Genomic DNA, 16511 nt, shown 5'->3' with positions numbered 1-16511 from the left:
AGATTTCATGCTGAAGCAATCCTTGAGTGCTGCGATCGGTGGAATATTGTTGCTGGTGCCGTCGCTCCACAGCCTCGTGCAGGCAGACCAAACCCCACAAACGATCCAGATCACGGCACACCGCTTTGCGTTTGCTCCGAACGACGTCACGTTGAAAGTAAACCAGCCTGCGGTGTTGGTCTTTCAGAGTGAAGATGTGACACATGGCATGCATTTCGATGACCTTGATATCAACGCAACGATCGCGAAGGGGACTGGGGCAACGGTAAAGCTGACGCCCGATAAGATCGGCGATTTTGTAGGACATTGTGCTGTGTTCTGTGGGGTCGGCCATGGCGATATGTCATTCACAATCCACGTCGTGCAATAGAAATATTTCTGTCCTCCAGCTATCGCGACACTTCCGCCGCCCTCCCCGGAGGGCGTCTTTTTGTTTTGTTCCATGCCTTTCGGAATTGCAGCAAATGTCTCGATGGAGAGACAAATCTCTTTACAAAAGATGACAAGCCGCTAACAAGTTACAAGTTCCGTTTCCGCATACTCGGCTTATCTCTCTTCGGGGTACCGTCGTGAAAACTTTTCGCTCGCATTCGTTTCTTTGTCTCGTGGCGCTGACGACATGCGTTGGCTCGTCGCGCGCGCAGACACCGGGAACGGGCGCCGTCGCCGGACTTGTGACAGATCCTTCCGGCAGTGTGATTAGAAATGCAGAGGTGACAGCGTCTGATGTGGATACCAATGCGGTCCGCGTCGTGCACACCAACGAAAATGGAGCATATCGCGTTGCGTTGTTGCACCCGGGAACGTATTCCATTCGTGTACGTGTTCCTGGCTTCGCAGATACTGCTGACATGCGTGTGAAGGTGGAAACGGGTGGCATTAGTTCGTTAAACATCCGCGTGACAATTGCGCAGGATTCGCAGCAGGTACGTGTAGCTGGTGACGAAGAACTTGCAAATCTTGAGTCGTCTACATTGGGCAGTCTGGTGAATCAGACATCCATGCTTGCGCTACCACTGCGCACCAGGAACTACACGCAACTCCTTAGCCTGGCGCCCGGGGTCATCACAGACGTACCCACGTCATCTCCCATTGGCAACGGCTCCCAGAATGTCGCCTCGAACGGCGCGAAGACGACGGCGAATAATGTGCAGTTCAACGGCGTGGATGCGAACAACCTTGCACAGAACTCTATGGCGGCTATTGGACAGGAAGTAGGTACAGCTATTCCTGCACCGGATGCCATCGCAGAAGTAAAAGTGCAGACCGCGAACTTCGATGCGGCATACGGACGTGGCTCTGGCGCGAACATTGATGTCATGAGCAAGACGGGAACAAACCAGTTCCATGGCTCTGTGTGGGAGTTCTTTCGCAACGACGCGATGGACAGCAATGACTTCTTCACGAAGCAGCAAGGGCAGCCGCGTCCGACGCTGAAACAGAATATCTTCGGCGGCACGTTCGGCGGTCCCCTCCAGCACGATCGCACATTCTTTTTTGTGCAGTACCAGGGAGAGCGGAGCATCAACGGACTGGGAGGCAAACGCTCTGCAGTGTTGCCACTGCTGACGAATGACCGATCAGCAAGAACACTTGGCGCGCAATTCTGCGCTGCAGGACATACCGATGCTTCGGGTGCGCCGCTTTCCGGCTATGTCACACATGCTGGTGGAACTCAGGTCGCATGTGATGGATCGAATATCAATCCGGTTGCTGTTTCCATCCTGAACGCAAAGCTGTCTGATGGATCGTTTGCAGTGCCTGCTCCGCAGTCAATTCTGCCTCAAAGTGATCCTTCGGCGTTGCCGGTTGGACAGTCTACATTTGCACCGCCTGCTCGCTTTAGTGAAGACCAGTTTTCTGTCAACGTTGATCGCGTACTGACACCTCGCAATACTCTCTCGGGCCGCTTCTTCTATGCGCGGGATCCTTTCAAGCTACCGTTCTCAGCGAATGCTGCGAATGTTCCTGGGTGGGGCACTGACCAACTTGATCGCAACACGATGTTTGTACTCGCCGATACGCATGTGTTCAGCCCCACGCTGGTGAACGTGGCGCGTGTTGCATATATGCGTTTCGATGGTGTGGCAAACGTGGAGCATCCGACACTGGCGGCTGATATCGGCCAGAGCAGTCCCACGGGCATCGTCGGCCCCACGACAGGTGCGCCTGGCCTGACAGTAGATGGGTTGTTCACCATCGGTGATGCGGGAACGCCCTCACAGTGGCAGGTAACGAACTCTTTCATCTGGCAGGACACACTCTCCATGACTCGCGGGAAGCACAACATAAGATTCGGTGCTGAGGTGAAACATCATCAAGTGGCCATTGATGCGCCTTTCTCAGCAACAGGATTTGTGGAGACAAATACGTTTGCCGACTTCCTTCTAGGACAGAGTGCGGCGCAAAACGGAAGCCCCATCGGTTCGAGCAACCTCAATATGAGCGTGGGGTCTTCCGGCATCTCACGTAAGGACGGCCGCTATAACGACGTGGCACTGTTTGCACAGGACGACCTACGCCTGATGCCGTCACTAACGATCAATGTGGGCGTGCGCTACGAAATCTTCGGCGCGCCGTGGGAGATCAACGGCCGCTTCCCCAACTTTGATCCTGCCCTTGCTACAGGCGATACACCAGCATCGGGCTCATTGACAGGCTTTGTAGTTCCTTCGAACTTTCCGGGAGCGGTTCCGGCAGGTGTTACGAAGTTAGATCGACGCAGCCTTTGGACAACACGTTTTGGTGACGTCTCCCCACGCTTCGGTTTTGCGTGGCAGATAGCGGGCCATCCAACAACGGTGTTGCGTGGTGGCTATGGTATTTATTTCGATCAGCATTCCGGCGGCTACATTGAAGGGCAGGAAGGGCAGGCTCCGTTCTCCATTCAGCAGATATCTTCCGGTCCGGCGAATGCAGGAGCCACACTGGCGCAACCTTTCAGTCCAATGCTGCCACCTCCTTCCAGTTATCCAACGTTCATTCCGCGCGTGCCTTTCGGCTTCCCATTTCTGCAGGGCATCTCTCCCGATCTGAAGGATGCATACACGCAGGAGTACAACCTGAATGTTCAGACGGAATTTGCGCGCGACTTCTTATTCCAGATTGGTTATGTTGGAACTCGTTCGATCCACCGTCCTGGATCGATTGAGTTTGATCAGGCCCTATTGGCATCACCCACTCACCCCGTTGCGGGTGAGATAACAAACTCCACGAACAATCTGATTCAGCGCCTTCCGATTCAGGGTGTAAGTCCCGGTTCGTTGTTCACGCTCTCCATATTTCAGGCGAACTACAACGCACTGCAATCCACAGTGACGAAACGCATGGCCCACGGATTTCAAATGCAGTTCGCGTACACCTGGTCGAGGGCGATGGATGAGACGAGCGGATCAGGAGGCGGCATCGGGTACGAAGTATGGTTGCTGACGAACGACCAGCACAATACGCGTGGGGGCTATGGGCCGACGGATTTCGACCGCACGCATCGTGGTGTTGTCAGCTTCACATGGCAAGCGCCAAAGCTACGGACAATGCCTGTCGCAATTCGCGCGGCGCTGGGAGACTGGACCCTTTCAGGCATCGGCGTTGCACAGACCGGAACTCCTATCACCGTGATGGATGGTAACGCTGGATCGGTCTATGGAAACTTTCTGAATCGCGCACAACTGTCCGGCTCTGGCAACATCGCCACGACGGGGAGCAACTTCGACCGCGTCATCAATACATGGCTCAACGGAGCTGCATTCACGCGCGCACCTCAGATAGCGTTTGGAACCAGCCCCGCGGATCAGGACTTTGGCAACAGCGCCGTAGGTGTTGCTCGTGGTCCGGGACAACTGAATCTCGATCTCGCGGTAGAACGTGTCTTCAATTTCAGCGAACGGCAGAACGCACGCTTCCGTGCAGAGTTCTTCAACGTCACCAACACCACGCAGTTCAGCAATCCGAATGCAAGTCTCAGTTTCAGCGGTGATCCCAGCGGGCCCATCTCGCAATACCGTCCGAGTCCGAGCTTTGGCCGCATCCTGGGAGACAACGGGAACTCCCGCGTGATTCAACTTGCATTCCGTTACGCCTTTTAAGAGGAGCAGCAGGCATGGCAGAGATGATGAGCGTGGAAGAGATTGAGGCGGCCTGCAATGCATCGCGGCCGCTTGATTTCGCCCGACATCCGTTAGAAGGGCCAGAGTTGAAGCATCATGCGAAAGCCAGCCCATATGGATTTCCAGCGCGTCTTCGCAGCAATTCCGCAAAGGCTCTCTCTCTATATCAAGAGGCATGGAAGGCGTTTCCCCGGAAATTCGATACACCCGAGATTCACGTGGATGTTACCGTCGTGCCCGGTGACGGCGTGGAGTGTCCTCCTACTCCGAATTTTCGAATCCTGTTGCCGTTGATGATCTCCATGGCGGATGCGGACAACTACAGCGTCATTGATCTTGAACGAAACACCACAACAGTCGTGATAAGTGAAGCTGCAATGCGGCATCCGCTGTATGCCACATACTTCTTCCTGGAGCACGCTGCATCGTGTCATATCACGAATCGCTATGTGACGCCGGTGCACGCGGGCTGTGTGGAGTGGGCTGGAAGCGGCGTACTGTTGTGCGGCGATAGCGGCGCAGGGAAGTCCACGCTTTCATACGCATGTGCGCGCGCAGGCTTTGGATACATCAGTGACGACGCGTCGTTCCTTCTGCGAGGTTTGGGTGGTCGCATAGCGCTGGGCAACCCGTACAAAGTGCGATTGCGTCCGGAAGCTGCGCGATTTTTTCCCGAGATGCGTGACCTTCCCATCACTCCGCGCGCGGCGGGCAAGCCTTCGATTGAGGTTGCAGCCTCAGCGGGGATTCGATCCTGCGCGGAGACCCGCGTCAATCACATCGTCTTCCTCAATCGTCGCAGTGGCCGCGAACAGTTGAGTAGTTATCGCGCGGACATCGCGCGTAGTTTCTTCCGGCAGACTGCGTGGGGTGTGCCCGCGCAGCAGCAGGAACGTGATCGTGATGTTGAAGGACTGCTAACTGCTCAGTTGCACGAGTTGCACTACAGCGATCTTGATTGGGCCGTGCATCGGTTGCGGAAGTTGGCGGAGGAAAGCCTGTGATGCAAACTGCAATTGAAGACATCGCAGATCCACCAGCAGAACAAGTCTCGTGGAATGATCCTCGTTCGTGGATGCGACAGTACCGTTTCAGTCGCAGCTTCTGGACCTTCTTCTTTGCTGCATTGTTCTTCGATGCTGGCTTTGGTATTTATTACTTCCTGTTCAATCTGTTCCTCCTCAATCTGCATTTTCAGGAGCGTTCCATCGGGCTGATCAATGGCGCGCTGACACTCGGATCCGTAGCCTGCACGCTGCCTGCGGGCATGTTGGCCAGGAAGTATGGCGTTCGTCCAGTAATGCTGGTTTGCCTTGCGATAGCACCTGCCGTTGGCATTCTACGAACACTTTTCACGCAGCTGCCTTCTCAGGTTGCCCTCGCGATTCTCGGCGGTGCGGCAATGTGCCTTTGGGGCGTTTGCTTTCTGCCTGCCATCGCCGGGCTCACGGAAGAGAACAATAGCGCAGCCGCCTTCAGCCTCATCTTTTCTGTCAGCGTTGGTACAAGTGCCCTTGGCGGCGCATTCGCAGCACATCTGCCTGCATGGATGGCTGCTGCGGGATCAACGCTCCAGACATGGCAGATTCAGCGCTTTATTCTAATCTGCGCTTCACTGCTTGCAGCCGTTGCATTTGTGTTCGCGTGGAGGCTGCAGTTCCCCAATGAAGTTCGCGCTGACGACGAAACGATGCATGGATGGAAGCACCTGCTCCACAGCTCATTCCTGCGGCGTTATGTTCCATTAATGGCGATCTGGTCCGCAATGATTGCGGCCTTTGTTCCATTTGCAAATGTGTATCTCACCAACAGTCTGCACATGAGCCTCAGTCGCATTGGAACAGTCTTTCTCCTGTCGCAGATGGTGCAACTGTGCTCTGGACTGGTGACAGCACCATTGTTTCGATCGCTTGGACTGCAACGTGGGATTGCGGCTACACAACTGGTGACGGGCGCATTGCTATTGCTGCTCGCGTTGACACATACAGTGAACGTGGCGACCACACTTTACCTCTGCTTCTCCGCGGCGCAATGGATGAGTTCGCCAGGCATGTACAACCTGCTGATGCGCGGTACACCCGAGCGTGAACGCAGCACGGCAGCGTCTGCAGTGATGTTCGGCAATGCGCTGGTCTCATCTGGAGCGACGGTACTTGCTGGGATCGGCTTTGCCAGCTTCGGCTATGCATGGATGTTTGTGTTGCTGGGTGCCGTCGCTGTCGGTGTCGCTCTCTGCACGGTTACGCTGCTCCGTCTTCCGCAGGAGGCAAAGGCGTGAAGCGGATATTTATTCTTCTATTTGTAGTAGCCTCTGTAACCGTGTGCGCACAGAGTCGTCATGTCGATCTGTACTGTCACCGCACAGCTAATAAGGATGTCCCTGAGAACACTCTTGAGTCGCTGGAAATGGCGGCACTCTCAGGTTGCGATGTGATTGAGGTCGACGTTCGCAGGACGATGGACGGTGTCCTGATTTTGAACCATGACGGCTTCACAGAACGACTGACGGATGGCGTAGGTGAGGTGGAGACGTCCCTCTACGATGATCTGGCAACACGCGAAGCAGGTGCGTGGATGGGTGGTCGCTGGAGCGGTATGCATATCGTTCGCTTTGATGATGCGCTCACGTTCGCTCGCGCTCATGGCGTACGTTTGATCCTCGATGTGAAGGTGAAGGGAACAGGCGCGGATATCCTGGCCGCTGTCGATCGCGCATCCATGCGGGATCGTGTTCGCTTCGGCGGAGAAGTGGATGATATTCGCGACCGGCTACCGAAACAGACGGGTGCTCCCGAGTCGTGGGTTCAACCAAATGCCACTGCGAAACAGATTGATTCATTACATCGCGACGGAAAACGCGTCATCGTAAATTTCTCTGCGAACGCACATGAGATGGACTTGGACGCAATGCATGCCGCAGTGGCGAACGGAGCAGATGGCATTAATGTTGATTATGTTCGCCTGGGCGCGGACGCAGTCGGCAGACCAGTGGAGGCAACGGTAGCTGCGCTGTCACGAACGGCTTCATCCGGAGACAGTCAACATCGCCTGGAAGCGATTGCACTTCTGCCGCACTTCTACGGCGTACCGCTTACTGAGAGTTTCGCATCATGGCTGCTGGATGTAGATCCACGTGTTTCGCGTGCTGCAGCCGTCGCATTGGTAACAATGCGTCCCCGACCAAACCCACATATTTTCGACAAGGCACTTCGCTCGAAAGACGCACATGTTCAAGCAAACGCTGCGTGGGGAGTCGGTGCATTGCGTGGTCCTTCATCCATGTTGGTCCCGTTGCTACACAGTAACGATCCTATTGTGTTGGAAGAAGCATTGGTGGCGTTGGCGCGTACGCCGGGCAACGTACCTGCGGAACAGTTACTACCTCTGCTTCACCATAAGGACACTGCCGTGTGCGGAGCCGCAGCATCAGCGCTAGCGGCTCACGACCCTGCGATGGCACAACGCATTCTACCCGCACGACTCCGTCTTGAAGTGAAGGAGACGCTTGCACGATACGATGCGTGGACAAAGCGTGGGCAACCGACGCTGACAGAGACAGAAATCAAGACGATCACTGATCACTACCGATCGCAGATGAAGATGCTGCAGGCCATCGGCTCTCTAAAGGGTGAGCCGTCGCTCGTAGCGTTGGAGGAACAAGCCTTCCATCCCGGAGCAGACTTCACGCAGACACTCTCTCAGGTGGCAGGCTTTCAATTGTGGGACCGAATTGCAGATCAGCCAGAGGACGCGGTGCGCCAATTGGGGTCCAGTAATGCCGGAGTTGCAGACCGAGCGGAGTGGATGCTGACGATGGCCGACGATCGCGTAGGACCGGCGGTACGCAGCGCCCTGCGCGATGCAAATCCTGCTATACGGCAACGCGCCATACGGATTGTGGCATTTCGAGCTGACTCTGACGCATTGCATCAGCTCCAGTCAATGCGCGAGCCGGAGGCTGTGTGGGCGGCCGAGAAGATTCACCAGGCTCATGCGGCATTACCTTGATGGGGAGCTGCTCCGGCCCATCTAGGCGGATTCAAGCATCGGTGGGATGGAATCGCTGTCATCTTTTAATTGCGTGCCGCTGGCTCCGAGTGCGTAGGCTGACTGAATGAGATGTGCCAGCCGGAAGGCCGCTTCGTCATAGGAAAGGCCTGCGGGGCGGATGTTTGAGACACAGTTTCGCTCGGCGTCGGTGCGACCGCGACGCGGCGCATAGGTCAGATAGGCGCCCAGGCTGTCGGGTGATTTCAGGCCGGGCCGTTCTCCGATAAAAATAAGGGAAATGTTCGCGTGTCGCAGCTCGCCAATGTCATCCGCGAGTGCAACGCGTGCTTGTGTTGCGAGCACAGGATCCAGTTCCCAATCAGGAAGAGCATCACGCAGGCGCGTGAGCATGGGCAATGCATGCAAGCTGGGTGCAAGTGCCGAGAGCCCGTCCGCAACCACAATCGTGATGCGCCTGATAGACGGCGCATCATCCTCTTTAAGCGACGCTAGGCATTCTGGATTCAACTGACGTCCGAGATCAGGGCGGCGTAGGTATTCCGAACGATCCTTTGCTTTGCTATTTGCTTGCTTTGCAATGAATCCATGTTCGCGCAATTGGGCAGAAAGGGCGGTAACGTCAAGTGCGGCATGAACCGCATCGCGTGCGCGTGCATGATCCATGTTGAAGTCCAACAACGGATTGGTGGGAAGACTCACTCCTACCCGGCCTAACGCAATACGAGCAGACGTCCATTCGCTTAGCGAGGACCATGACTCCGAGTTGACAAGCGAGCGTTCCACGAATCTTCACTCACCTGCCAACGGAAGCATGCGGGCAAGGCTTGGGCTGGATAAAACGAATCGCCCGTTGGCATCCACTATCTGCATCTCGCTGAGCCATTCTTCGAATTCAGGCGCACGCTTCAACCCCAGCACGCTGCGAACGTACAGGGCATCGTGGAACGATGTGCTTTGATAATTCAGCATGATGTCATCCGCACCCGGAACACCGATGATGAAGTTTACTCCCGCCACTCCAAGCAGCGTGAGCAAAGTGTCCATGTCGTCTTGATCCGCTTCGGCGTGATTGGTGTAGCACACGTCACATCCCATCGGCAGGCCCAGCAGTTTTCCGCAGAAGTGATCCTCAAGGCCAGCGCGAATGATCTGTTTGCTGTCGTAGAGATACTCCGGACCGATGAAGCCAACCACGGTATTCACAAGCAATGGCTTACACATACGAGCCACGGCGTACGCTCGCGCTTCACACGTTTGCTGATCCACACAAAAGTTTGCAGATGCGGAAAGTGCGCTGCCCTGGCCCGTTTCAAAATACATACAATCCGTGCCGATGGTGCCACGCTTCAGCGAAAGCGCAGCCTCTTCAGCCTCACGCAACATGGAGAGCGAAATACCGAATGACTCGTTTGCCTTCTGCGTTCCCGCGATGGACTGGAACACAAGGTCAACCGGGGCGCCACGTTTTATCGCTTCCATGGTGTTCGTGACATGCGTAAGAACGCATGTTTGCACAGGTGCGTTGAAGCGAAGACGAAAGTCGTCCAGCAGTTGCAGAAGCCGTATGCTTGACGACACGCTGTCAGTTGCTGGATTGATGCCAATGACGGCGTCTCCACAGCCGTACAAGAGACCATCGATGGTGGATGCAAGAATGCCCTTCGCATCATCGGTAGGATGGTTGGGTTGTAAGCGGACAGACATCGTACCGGGCAGTCCGATGGTGGATCGAAAACGTGTCACAACTTTGCAGCGGCTAGCGGCAAGAATCAGATCCTGGTTACGCATCAACTTGGAGACTGCGGCGACCATCTCCGGCGTCAGTCCGCGGCTGACCGCTCCAAGTGATTCCGGTGTTTGCGTTTCCTGCAAGAGCCATTCGCGAAGCTGCCCCACGGTCAGATGCGCAACGGGAGCGAAGGCATCCTGATCGTGTGTGTCAACAATGAGCCGGGTTACATCATCCTGTTCATAGGGGATAACGGCCTCTTGAAGAAAGTGCTTCAACGGAACGTCGGCAAGCGCATACCGCGCCGCTGCTCGAACGATCTCAGACTCCGCGGCCACGCCAGCGAGATCGTCGCCAGAGCGCGCAGGAGAAGCCTTCGCAAGAAGATCTTTCAAATCTGCAAAGCCATACCGTGTTCCCTGAATTGTGTGAGCAAAGCTCATACGTCAGCCTCGCGAAGCGTTGCGTTCAGCCCCAATACGTCCTGTCACACGCAGCATGAGGTATCCCGCGATGACCGTAGCAAGAAAGATCGTCGCAATCAAGCGGTTGTAATACACAACGCTTGCCAGGCAGACCAAGACACCCAGCAATGTCCAAAGAGGGGCAAACGGGTACAGTCGAATGCGAAAGGGTCTCGGCATGTCTGGTTCTGTCTTGCGAAGGCGAAAAAGAGCGAGCATGCTGGTGGCGTACATAACCAAGGCACCGATTACGGACATGGTAACAATGTTTGCGGTAAGTGGTTGTCCCGCGATCACAAGCCATGAATCGCTGTAGATGGCCGCAATACCCACGATGCCACCCGCAAGAATCGCAACCCAGGGCGTCTTGAATCGGGGATGAATCTTTCCGAAGACCTCCGGAAGATAATCAGCGCGCGCCAAAGCGTAAATCTGTCGGGAATAGCCGAAGATAATGCCGTGCAGCGATGCGATCAGCCCAAACAGGCCGAGCCACACCAGCATATGAAGCCATCCGCTGGAGGAGCCCACAATCATCTTCATAGCCTGTGGCAACGGATCGTTGATGTTTGCAAGCAGACGCCAGTCACCCGCGCCACCTGCCATCACCATGACTCCAAGCGCCAGCACCAGCAATGTTGCAATGCCACCCAGATACGCGCGTGGAATGGAGCGGGCAGGGTTCTTGGCTTCTTCTGCCGCCATTGCCACGCCTTCAATCGCAAGGAAGAACCAGATCGCAAAAGGGACTGCGGTGAACATGCCATGCAGCGTGCCAATTGTCAGGTGATCCTTGCCGGACCATCCACCGGAAAGAAAGTTGGACAGGTGGAAGCCCGGAGCGACCACAGCCATGAAGACAAGCAATTCTGCAATGGCAAGCAGCGTGATGAAGAGTTCAAAGCTGGCCGCAATCTGTACACCAACAATGTTGATCGTCATGAAGACCAGATATGCAATGGTGGCAGCAAGCTTGGGCGACAGTGAAGGGAACTGCACATTCAGATAGGCGCCAATGGCCAACGCGATCGCTGGTGGTGCGAAGACGAACTCAATGAGCGTTGCGATGCCGGCGATGTATCCGCCAAGTGGGCCGAACGCTCGTTGCGCATAAGCAAACGGGCCACCTGCGTTAGGAATCGAAGTCGTGAGCTCTGTAAAACTGAAGATGAAGGTGCCATACATGGTGGCCACCAACGCCGTGGTGATGAGAAATCCAAGTGTGCCTGCGCTTGCCCAGCCGTAACTCCATCCGAAGTATTCGCCGGAAATGACAAGGCCGACGGCGATGCCCCACAGTTGCCACGTGTTCAGTGTCGCCTTCAGATGAGAATGCTCTTCCATTCGCTCCTTTGCCGCAAAACAGAAATTGTGTGCGTGTGCGCTCATTATGCTCATATTCGAGTGCAAGGACTATTGAAATTCGGCAATTCCCGAAAAATGCCGTCTTATGGCATTTGCTGTATCGAGGTTGCTATCGGATAATACCCACCATCATGCCAGCTTCTACCGGGAAGGCTGCGTTGTCATATTCGCCCGAAAGGGCGGAGGTGTATGCGTGTGCGTCAGACGACGCAAATGCGCAAGCGCGTAGCCTGCAGGGTTGGTCGCAGCTCTACGACCAGATCTCCCCGGGGAGCTTTCACGGCGCAATAGAAGGTATCTGCACCGACTCGCTCCATGTGTTTCGCGAGGCTACAAACGCCCGTCTGCGCCAGTCGTGCGTTGTGAAGTCTGATGCTTGGTGGTTCGGCATTCCCGTGCGAGAAGATGTGTCGTTTCGTCTGGACGCACGTATGATCCCGTGCGGTGAGATTGCGATTCGCCGCGGAAATCAGGTGTTTGAACTCATGACACCTGAGTCGTTTGAGATCTTCGGCATCGTGGTGGAACGAAAAAAACTGGAAGAACACCTTCGGCTGTTTCAGGATGTCACTCCTCCCGGCGATCGCGACGATCTACTACGAGCGGCGCCGCACTTGAGAACGCGCCTGCGCATGCTCTTGCATGAACTGCTTTCACAAACACTGCTCTACCCGGAAGTTGCACAGAGTGCGAACGCAAGGGAGGCGATGGAGCAATCGTTGATGGATGCTGTTGCGGACGCGTGTCGCGAGCGTAGTGCAAGTACTGAAGTGAGCAGGGCAGAGCGCCAGCAGGCGATTCTCGTCCGCGATGTCCGCGAATACCTGCTGAGCCTTGATGACCGTGTTGCGTCTGTTCCCGAGCTTTGTCGAAACTTCAATATCAGTCGCCGCACACTGCAGTATGCGTTTGAACAAGTGTTGGGGATGGGACCAAACGCATACTTGAAACTGCTGCGATTGAATGGCGTGCGGCGCGATTTGAGCAAGCGCAGCGCGCTGATGAAGTCTGTTCAACAGGTTGCGGCAGACTGGGGTTTCTGGCATCTCAGCCAGTTCTCAAAGGACTACAAGCAGCACTTTCTGGAACTACCTTCCCTCACATTGAAGCGCACGCAGGATGCCCGCTTAAGATGAAAGTTCTGTGACAAATGCGCCTTTCCTCCGCATTTTGCCGAAATTAGATAACAGGACAACGCATCGGCTGGCTATGCTGCATTCACTTCCCCATGGTGCGAGTGCTCGTTGCAACCCTTTTGTAGCAATGTAACTGGCTTTGGCCACCGTGGACTTTCTTGGAGATCAGGATGTCTATCCGTAGGCTTGCGCCAATTTCGATCGCATCGGTGTTGTTATGTAGCGGTACACTCATCGTCCACGCCCAGTCCACTCAAGGAACGATCCTTGGAACCGTGAAGGACAAGAGCGAGGCGGTGGTTCCCAACGCCGAGGTAAAGCTCACGGCGACTGACACAGGCGTCGTCAAGACTGCAAAAACAAATTCCGCTGGAAACTATCAGTTCCCCAGTCTGAATGCCGGTGCCTACACGCTTGAAATCACCGCGCAGGGATTTGCAACGCAGAAAGTATCGAATCTGCGGTTGACGGCGCGTCAGGAATTGCGTGCTGATGCTGCGCTCGATCTTGGCACGTTGGCACAGGAAACATCCGTTAATGCCAGCGACGCGGGCGCGATCCAGACCGAATCACCTTCGATTGATGCAACGTTATCTGCGACTGCAGTGCGTGACCTGCCTGCGAACTATCGCGCCAGTTCAAACGGCACCAGCCCGTTGACCATGATTCAATCGCTACCCGGTGTGCAGGGTGATAGCAATGGAACGTCGTTCTCCATCCAGGGCGGTCTGCCGTTTCAGACGGAAGTGACCGTTGATGGCATCACGACTCGTAGCGCTACCGGTGGAAATTCGCCCATTCAGAATGCCTTTCCTTCTGGCGATTCCATTGCGGAAATGCGCGTAGACGGCGTGATGAACAATGCAGAATTCGGTCAGCCGGGCGAAGTTACTTCGACGACCAAGGGCGGAACGAACCAGCTTCACGGTGCGGCCTTCTGGTATCACCAGGATGCATCGTTGAATGCAAGAGCCTACGCCGCGTTGTCCAAGGCGAAACTGATTACCAATGACTATGGTGGAAGCCTGGGTGGACCCGTTGTCATTCCGAAGCTATACAACGGACACGATAAGACGTTCTTCTTCGGTACTTACGAGGGCTACCGCAATCCGCGTACAACCTCTGTGCAGTACTACGTTCCCACGGCTGCAATGAAGAAGGGTGACTTCACCCGCGTACAGGGCGTTTCTTCGTTGAAGAACCCTTACACAGGTGCCAACTATGCGTTGGGCGCGGTACCCGTTAATGCTGTTGCGGCGAAGTTCCTGCAGTTCTTCCCGGACCCCAACATCGGCGATACATCAACGTATGTTCCGGGACAGTACAACTACTCCACGAACAAAGACACCTCGCTTTTCTCTGAGCAATTCGATATCCGTGGCGATCAATACTTTGGACAGAAGGCAATGGTGTTTGGCCGGTTCTCATTCAAGAACCACAACCCGCACAGCGCCCAGAATCTGAATGTTCCTTCCAGCGAAAATTCTGAGAAGGATCGTATCTTCCTCGTAGCTGGAAACTATAACTTCACGCCGAACTTGATCAACGAATTCCGGTATGGTTTCACTTTCTCTACGACCGGAAACACGAACCCTTTTGACGGTAAAACCTTCACGCAGAACTCTGGTCTGCAGGGATTACAGAACCTGTTTTACAACGGCCTACCTGAACTCGATTTCTCGTACCTGACGCCTCTGAATGCAGACCGTCTGACGTCTGTGTCGCAGTCCCGCACACATGTGTTCACAGACAATCTGACATGGGTGAAGGGACGCCACACGATGAAATTCGGCCTGGATATCCGCAGGATTGAAGCTATTACCCCGCTTGGTTTTAATGGTGCGGACAACTACGGAACGTTCGATTATTCTTCAGCGAACTTCACCGGTAATGAATTCGCGGACTTCCTGATCGGTACGCCGAACACCACCTTCTATGACGTTGTGCAGTCGGACAACGACGGCAAAGCCAAGCACTATCACTTCTACGCGCAGGATCAATGGCGCGTGTCCGATAGCCTGACGCTGAGCTACGGCATTCGTTACGAATACCACCCGGCGTATCACGATCCGTCCGGCAACATCGGTAACTTCGATCCATCGATCGCGAAGTCGGGCCGCGTGATTTATCCAACGGGTAAGGGAGCACTGGTTTCCCAGGACTATCTCGCCAGCTTCAACTCCTGCGGACTGGGTCAGACCTCCGGCGTGCCAGCGCAAAATGGAGCGGCCTGCACACCGACGGTCGACAACACGCAGGCAGGGCTACCTGACGGTCTTCGTACCGCAGTTAAGTTTCGCTTTGCTCCGCGTTTCGGCTTTGCGTATCGGCCGTTCGGTAGCAATCGCACCGTTGTTCGCGGCGGCTACGGTCTCTATAACATCACGTTGCTTGGTTCCAACTTCTACTCGCTGACAGGCACGCTACAGTCCAACACGACGCAGTATGCCAACACGCAGACAGCAAGTGGTCCGTCCTATACCTGGCCTGCCATTTATGCAGGTGCCGGAACCAGCTCCAATGCTGTTAGCAACTACGGTCAGGCCTACTTCGGTACAGCGAATGATATTCACTGGAACGATCCGTATTCGCACCAGGTCTCGTTGTCGGTGGATCGCGATCTTGGAAAGGGCTATGGCCTGCGTGTTTCCTACATCGGCATGACGACGAAGCACCTTGTCTGGGCGCCGAACCTGAACGACCTGCCTTACTCAACGACAACCTCTGCATACAATCAGCCGTTGTCCGCGCGTCTGTTCCCGAACTGGGGTGTTATCAATACACGCTCTACGGGAGCCGACTCCAACTATCAGTCGGGCCAGATCAATTTCCATCGCGCTGCCAGCAATGGCCTGACGATTGATTCCACCTACACGTTGGCAAAGAACCTTGCCAACAATATGGGCCCAGGTTCCGCCAGCTTTGCTGGCGAAAGCGGCGGTTCACGTGCAAGCTATGGTCAGGATCCCAACGTGGATTTTGGTCAGGCCTACGGAACCCGCCGTCATCGTTGGAACACCACGCTCGTCTACGGATTGCCGTTTGGCCGTGGCAAGCAGTTTGGTGGAAAGATGAACCGCTACGCTGATCTGCTCGTTGGTGGATGGCAGTTGAGCAGCATCTTCGTTGTGGAGACGGGACCGTTCCTGTCGCCGTACTTCTCCAGCGGTCAGGGCGATCCTTCCGGTACCGGTTCGGGACTCAGCTCTTCCAAGATTGGCGCAGCTTATCCAGGACGTTCGCAGAAGGTGGACCGCGTGGTTGGAGTAAATGTTTCTCCCGCACAGCGTTCCGCAAACAAGTGGTTTAACTCTGCGGCATTCACTTGCCCCGGCACTCCCAACTGGGCGGCTGGAACACAGTGCCACACGGGACGCGGACAGGCAGGAGATCCAAATCCGATTGGTCGCTTCGGCAACGCGCAGAACGGCTCCGTCGTCGGACCCGGCCTGGTCAACCTGTCCACTGGTTTGAGCAAGCAGTTCAACATTACAGAGCGTGTATCACTGCGGGCCGAAGGAACGTTTACGAACGTGCTGAATCATACAAACCTTGGCAACCCCGCGATGAACATTGCCAGCACGACATTCGGTCAGATTACGACGACGACCGGTGTCGACTTCGGCGGCCCACGTACTGGACAGGTCTCCATGCGCCTGCAGTTCTAAGCGATTGGTAAAAACGACATACAGCGTAGTAC

At 55.3% G+C, this 16511-nt stretch carries 10 protein-coding genes; 7 read left to right on the top strand and 3 right to left on the bottom strand.

Annotated elements, in window-relative coordinates; translation table 11 throughout:
* Positions 1–7 precede the first annotated feature (7 nt).
* The 5 genes from M504_RS05125 (at position 8) to M504_RS05105 (ending at position 8114) form a co-directional block, all read left to right on the top strand.
* Positions 8–370 (top strand): cupredoxin domain-containing protein, encoded by a 363-nt coding sequence (locus tag M504_RS05125; RefSeq protein WP_047488743.1) that lies wholly within the window; start codon positions 8–10, stop codon positions 368–370.
* Between the two features lie 199 nt (positions 371–569).
* A complete protein-coding gene (locus M504_RS05120) occupies positions 570–4085 on the top strand; it encodes a carboxypeptidase-like regulatory domain-containing protein (RefSeq protein WP_232296161.1) in 3516 nt (1171 codons plus the stop codon).
* A 14-nt stretch (positions 4086–4099) separates the two neighbouring features.
* On the top strand, positions 4100–5110 hold the full coding sequence (locus M504_RS05115; RefSeq protein ID WP_232296160.1) for an HPr kinase/phosphorylase: 1011 nt from the start codon (positions 4100–4102) through the stop codon (positions 5108–5110).
* Positions 5110–6384, top strand: a complete 1275-nt coding sequence (locus tag M504_RS05110; RefSeq protein WP_052200423.1) for an MFS transporter — start codon at positions 5110–5112, stop codon at positions 6382–6384. The genes M504_RS05115 and M504_RS05110 overlap by 1 nt, the downstream gene beginning before the upstream one ends.
* Positions 6381–8114: a glycerophosphodiester phosphodiesterase family protein gene (locus M504_RS05105; protein ID WP_047488737.1), complete on the top strand. Its 1734-nt coding sequence runs from the start codon at positions 6381–6383 to the stop codon at positions 8112–8114. The genes M504_RS05110 and M504_RS05105 overlap by 4 nt, the downstream gene beginning before the upstream one ends.
* Positions 8115–8135: 21 nt before the next feature.
* Here the strand turns inward: M504_RS05105 and eutC are convergent, their stop codons facing one another.
* The 3 genes from eutC to eat are packed head-to-tail and all read right to left on the bottom strand — an operon-like array spanning position 8136 to position 11654.
* Positions 8136–8900, bottom strand: coding sequence for an ethanolamine ammonia-lyase subunit EutC (eutC, locus tag M504_RS05100; protein ID WP_047488735.1), 765 nt, complete (start codon positions 8898–8900; stop codon positions 8136–8138).
* 6 nt (positions 8901–8906) lie between these two features.
* Positions 8907–10289, bottom strand: coding sequence for an ethanolamine ammonia-lyase subunit EutB (locus M504_RS05095; protein WP_047488733.1), 1383 nt, complete (start codon positions 10287–10289; stop codon positions 8907–8909).
* A gap of 3 nt (positions 10290–10292) precedes the next feature.
* A complete protein-coding gene (gene eat, locus M504_RS05090) occupies positions 10293–11654 on the bottom strand; it encodes an ethanolamine permease (protein ID WP_156993549.1) in 1362 nt (453 codons plus the stop codon).
* 152 nt (positions 11655–11806) lie between these two features.
* Between eat and M504_RS05085 the strand changes: the two genes are divergently transcribed.
* Entirely contained in the window at positions 11807–12811 is a 1005-nt protein-coding gene (locus M504_RS05085) for a helix-turn-helix domain-containing protein (RefSeq protein ID WP_084214098.1), read from the top strand.
* Between the two features lie 170 nt (positions 12812–12981).
* Positions 12982–16479 carry a TonB-dependent receptor gene (locus M504_RS05080; protein ID WP_047488727.1) on the top strand — a complete coding sequence of 1166 codons (3498 nt, stop codon included), beginning with the start codon at positions 12982–12984 and terminating at the stop codon, positions 16477–16479.
* The last annotated feature ends 32 nt before the right edge of the window (positions 16480–16511 follow it).

Origin of the sequence: Terriglobus sp. TAA 43, assembly GCF_000800015.1 — a bacterium.
In the GTDB taxonomy this organism is placed as follows: Bacteria; Acidobacteriota; Terriglobia; order Terriglobales; family Acidobacteriaceae; genus Terriglobus.
This window is presented reverse-complemented; position numbering and strand designations above follow the sequence as displayed.

Coding starts and splice junctions, on each gene's coding strand:
- M504_RS05125 (WP_047488743.1), top strand. CDS start 8: ATGCTGAAGCAATCCTTGAGTGCTGCGATCGGTGGAATATTGTTGCTG.
- M504_RS05115 (WP_232296160.1), top strand. CDS start 4,100: ATGGCAGAGATGATGAGCGTGGAAGAGATTGAGGCGGCCTGCAATGCA.
- M504_RS05110 (WP_052200423.1), top strand. CDS start 5,110: ATGCAAACTGCAATTGAAGACATCGCAGATCCACCAGCAGAACAAGTC.
- M504_RS05095 (WP_047488733.1), bottom strand. CDS start 10,289: ATGAGCTTTGCTCACACAATTCAGGGAACACGGTATGGCTTTGCAGAT.
- eat (WP_156993549.1), bottom strand. CDS start 11,654: ATGGAAGAGCATTCTCATCTGAAGGCGACACTGAACACGTGGCAACTG.
- M504_RS05085 (WP_084214098.1), top strand. CDS start 11,807: ATGCCAGCTTCTACCGGGAAGGCTGCGTTGTCATATTCGCCCGAAAGG.
- M504_RS05080 (WP_047488727.1), top strand. CDS start 12,982: ATGTCTATCCGTAGGCTTGCGCCAATTTCGATCGCATCGGTGTTGTTA.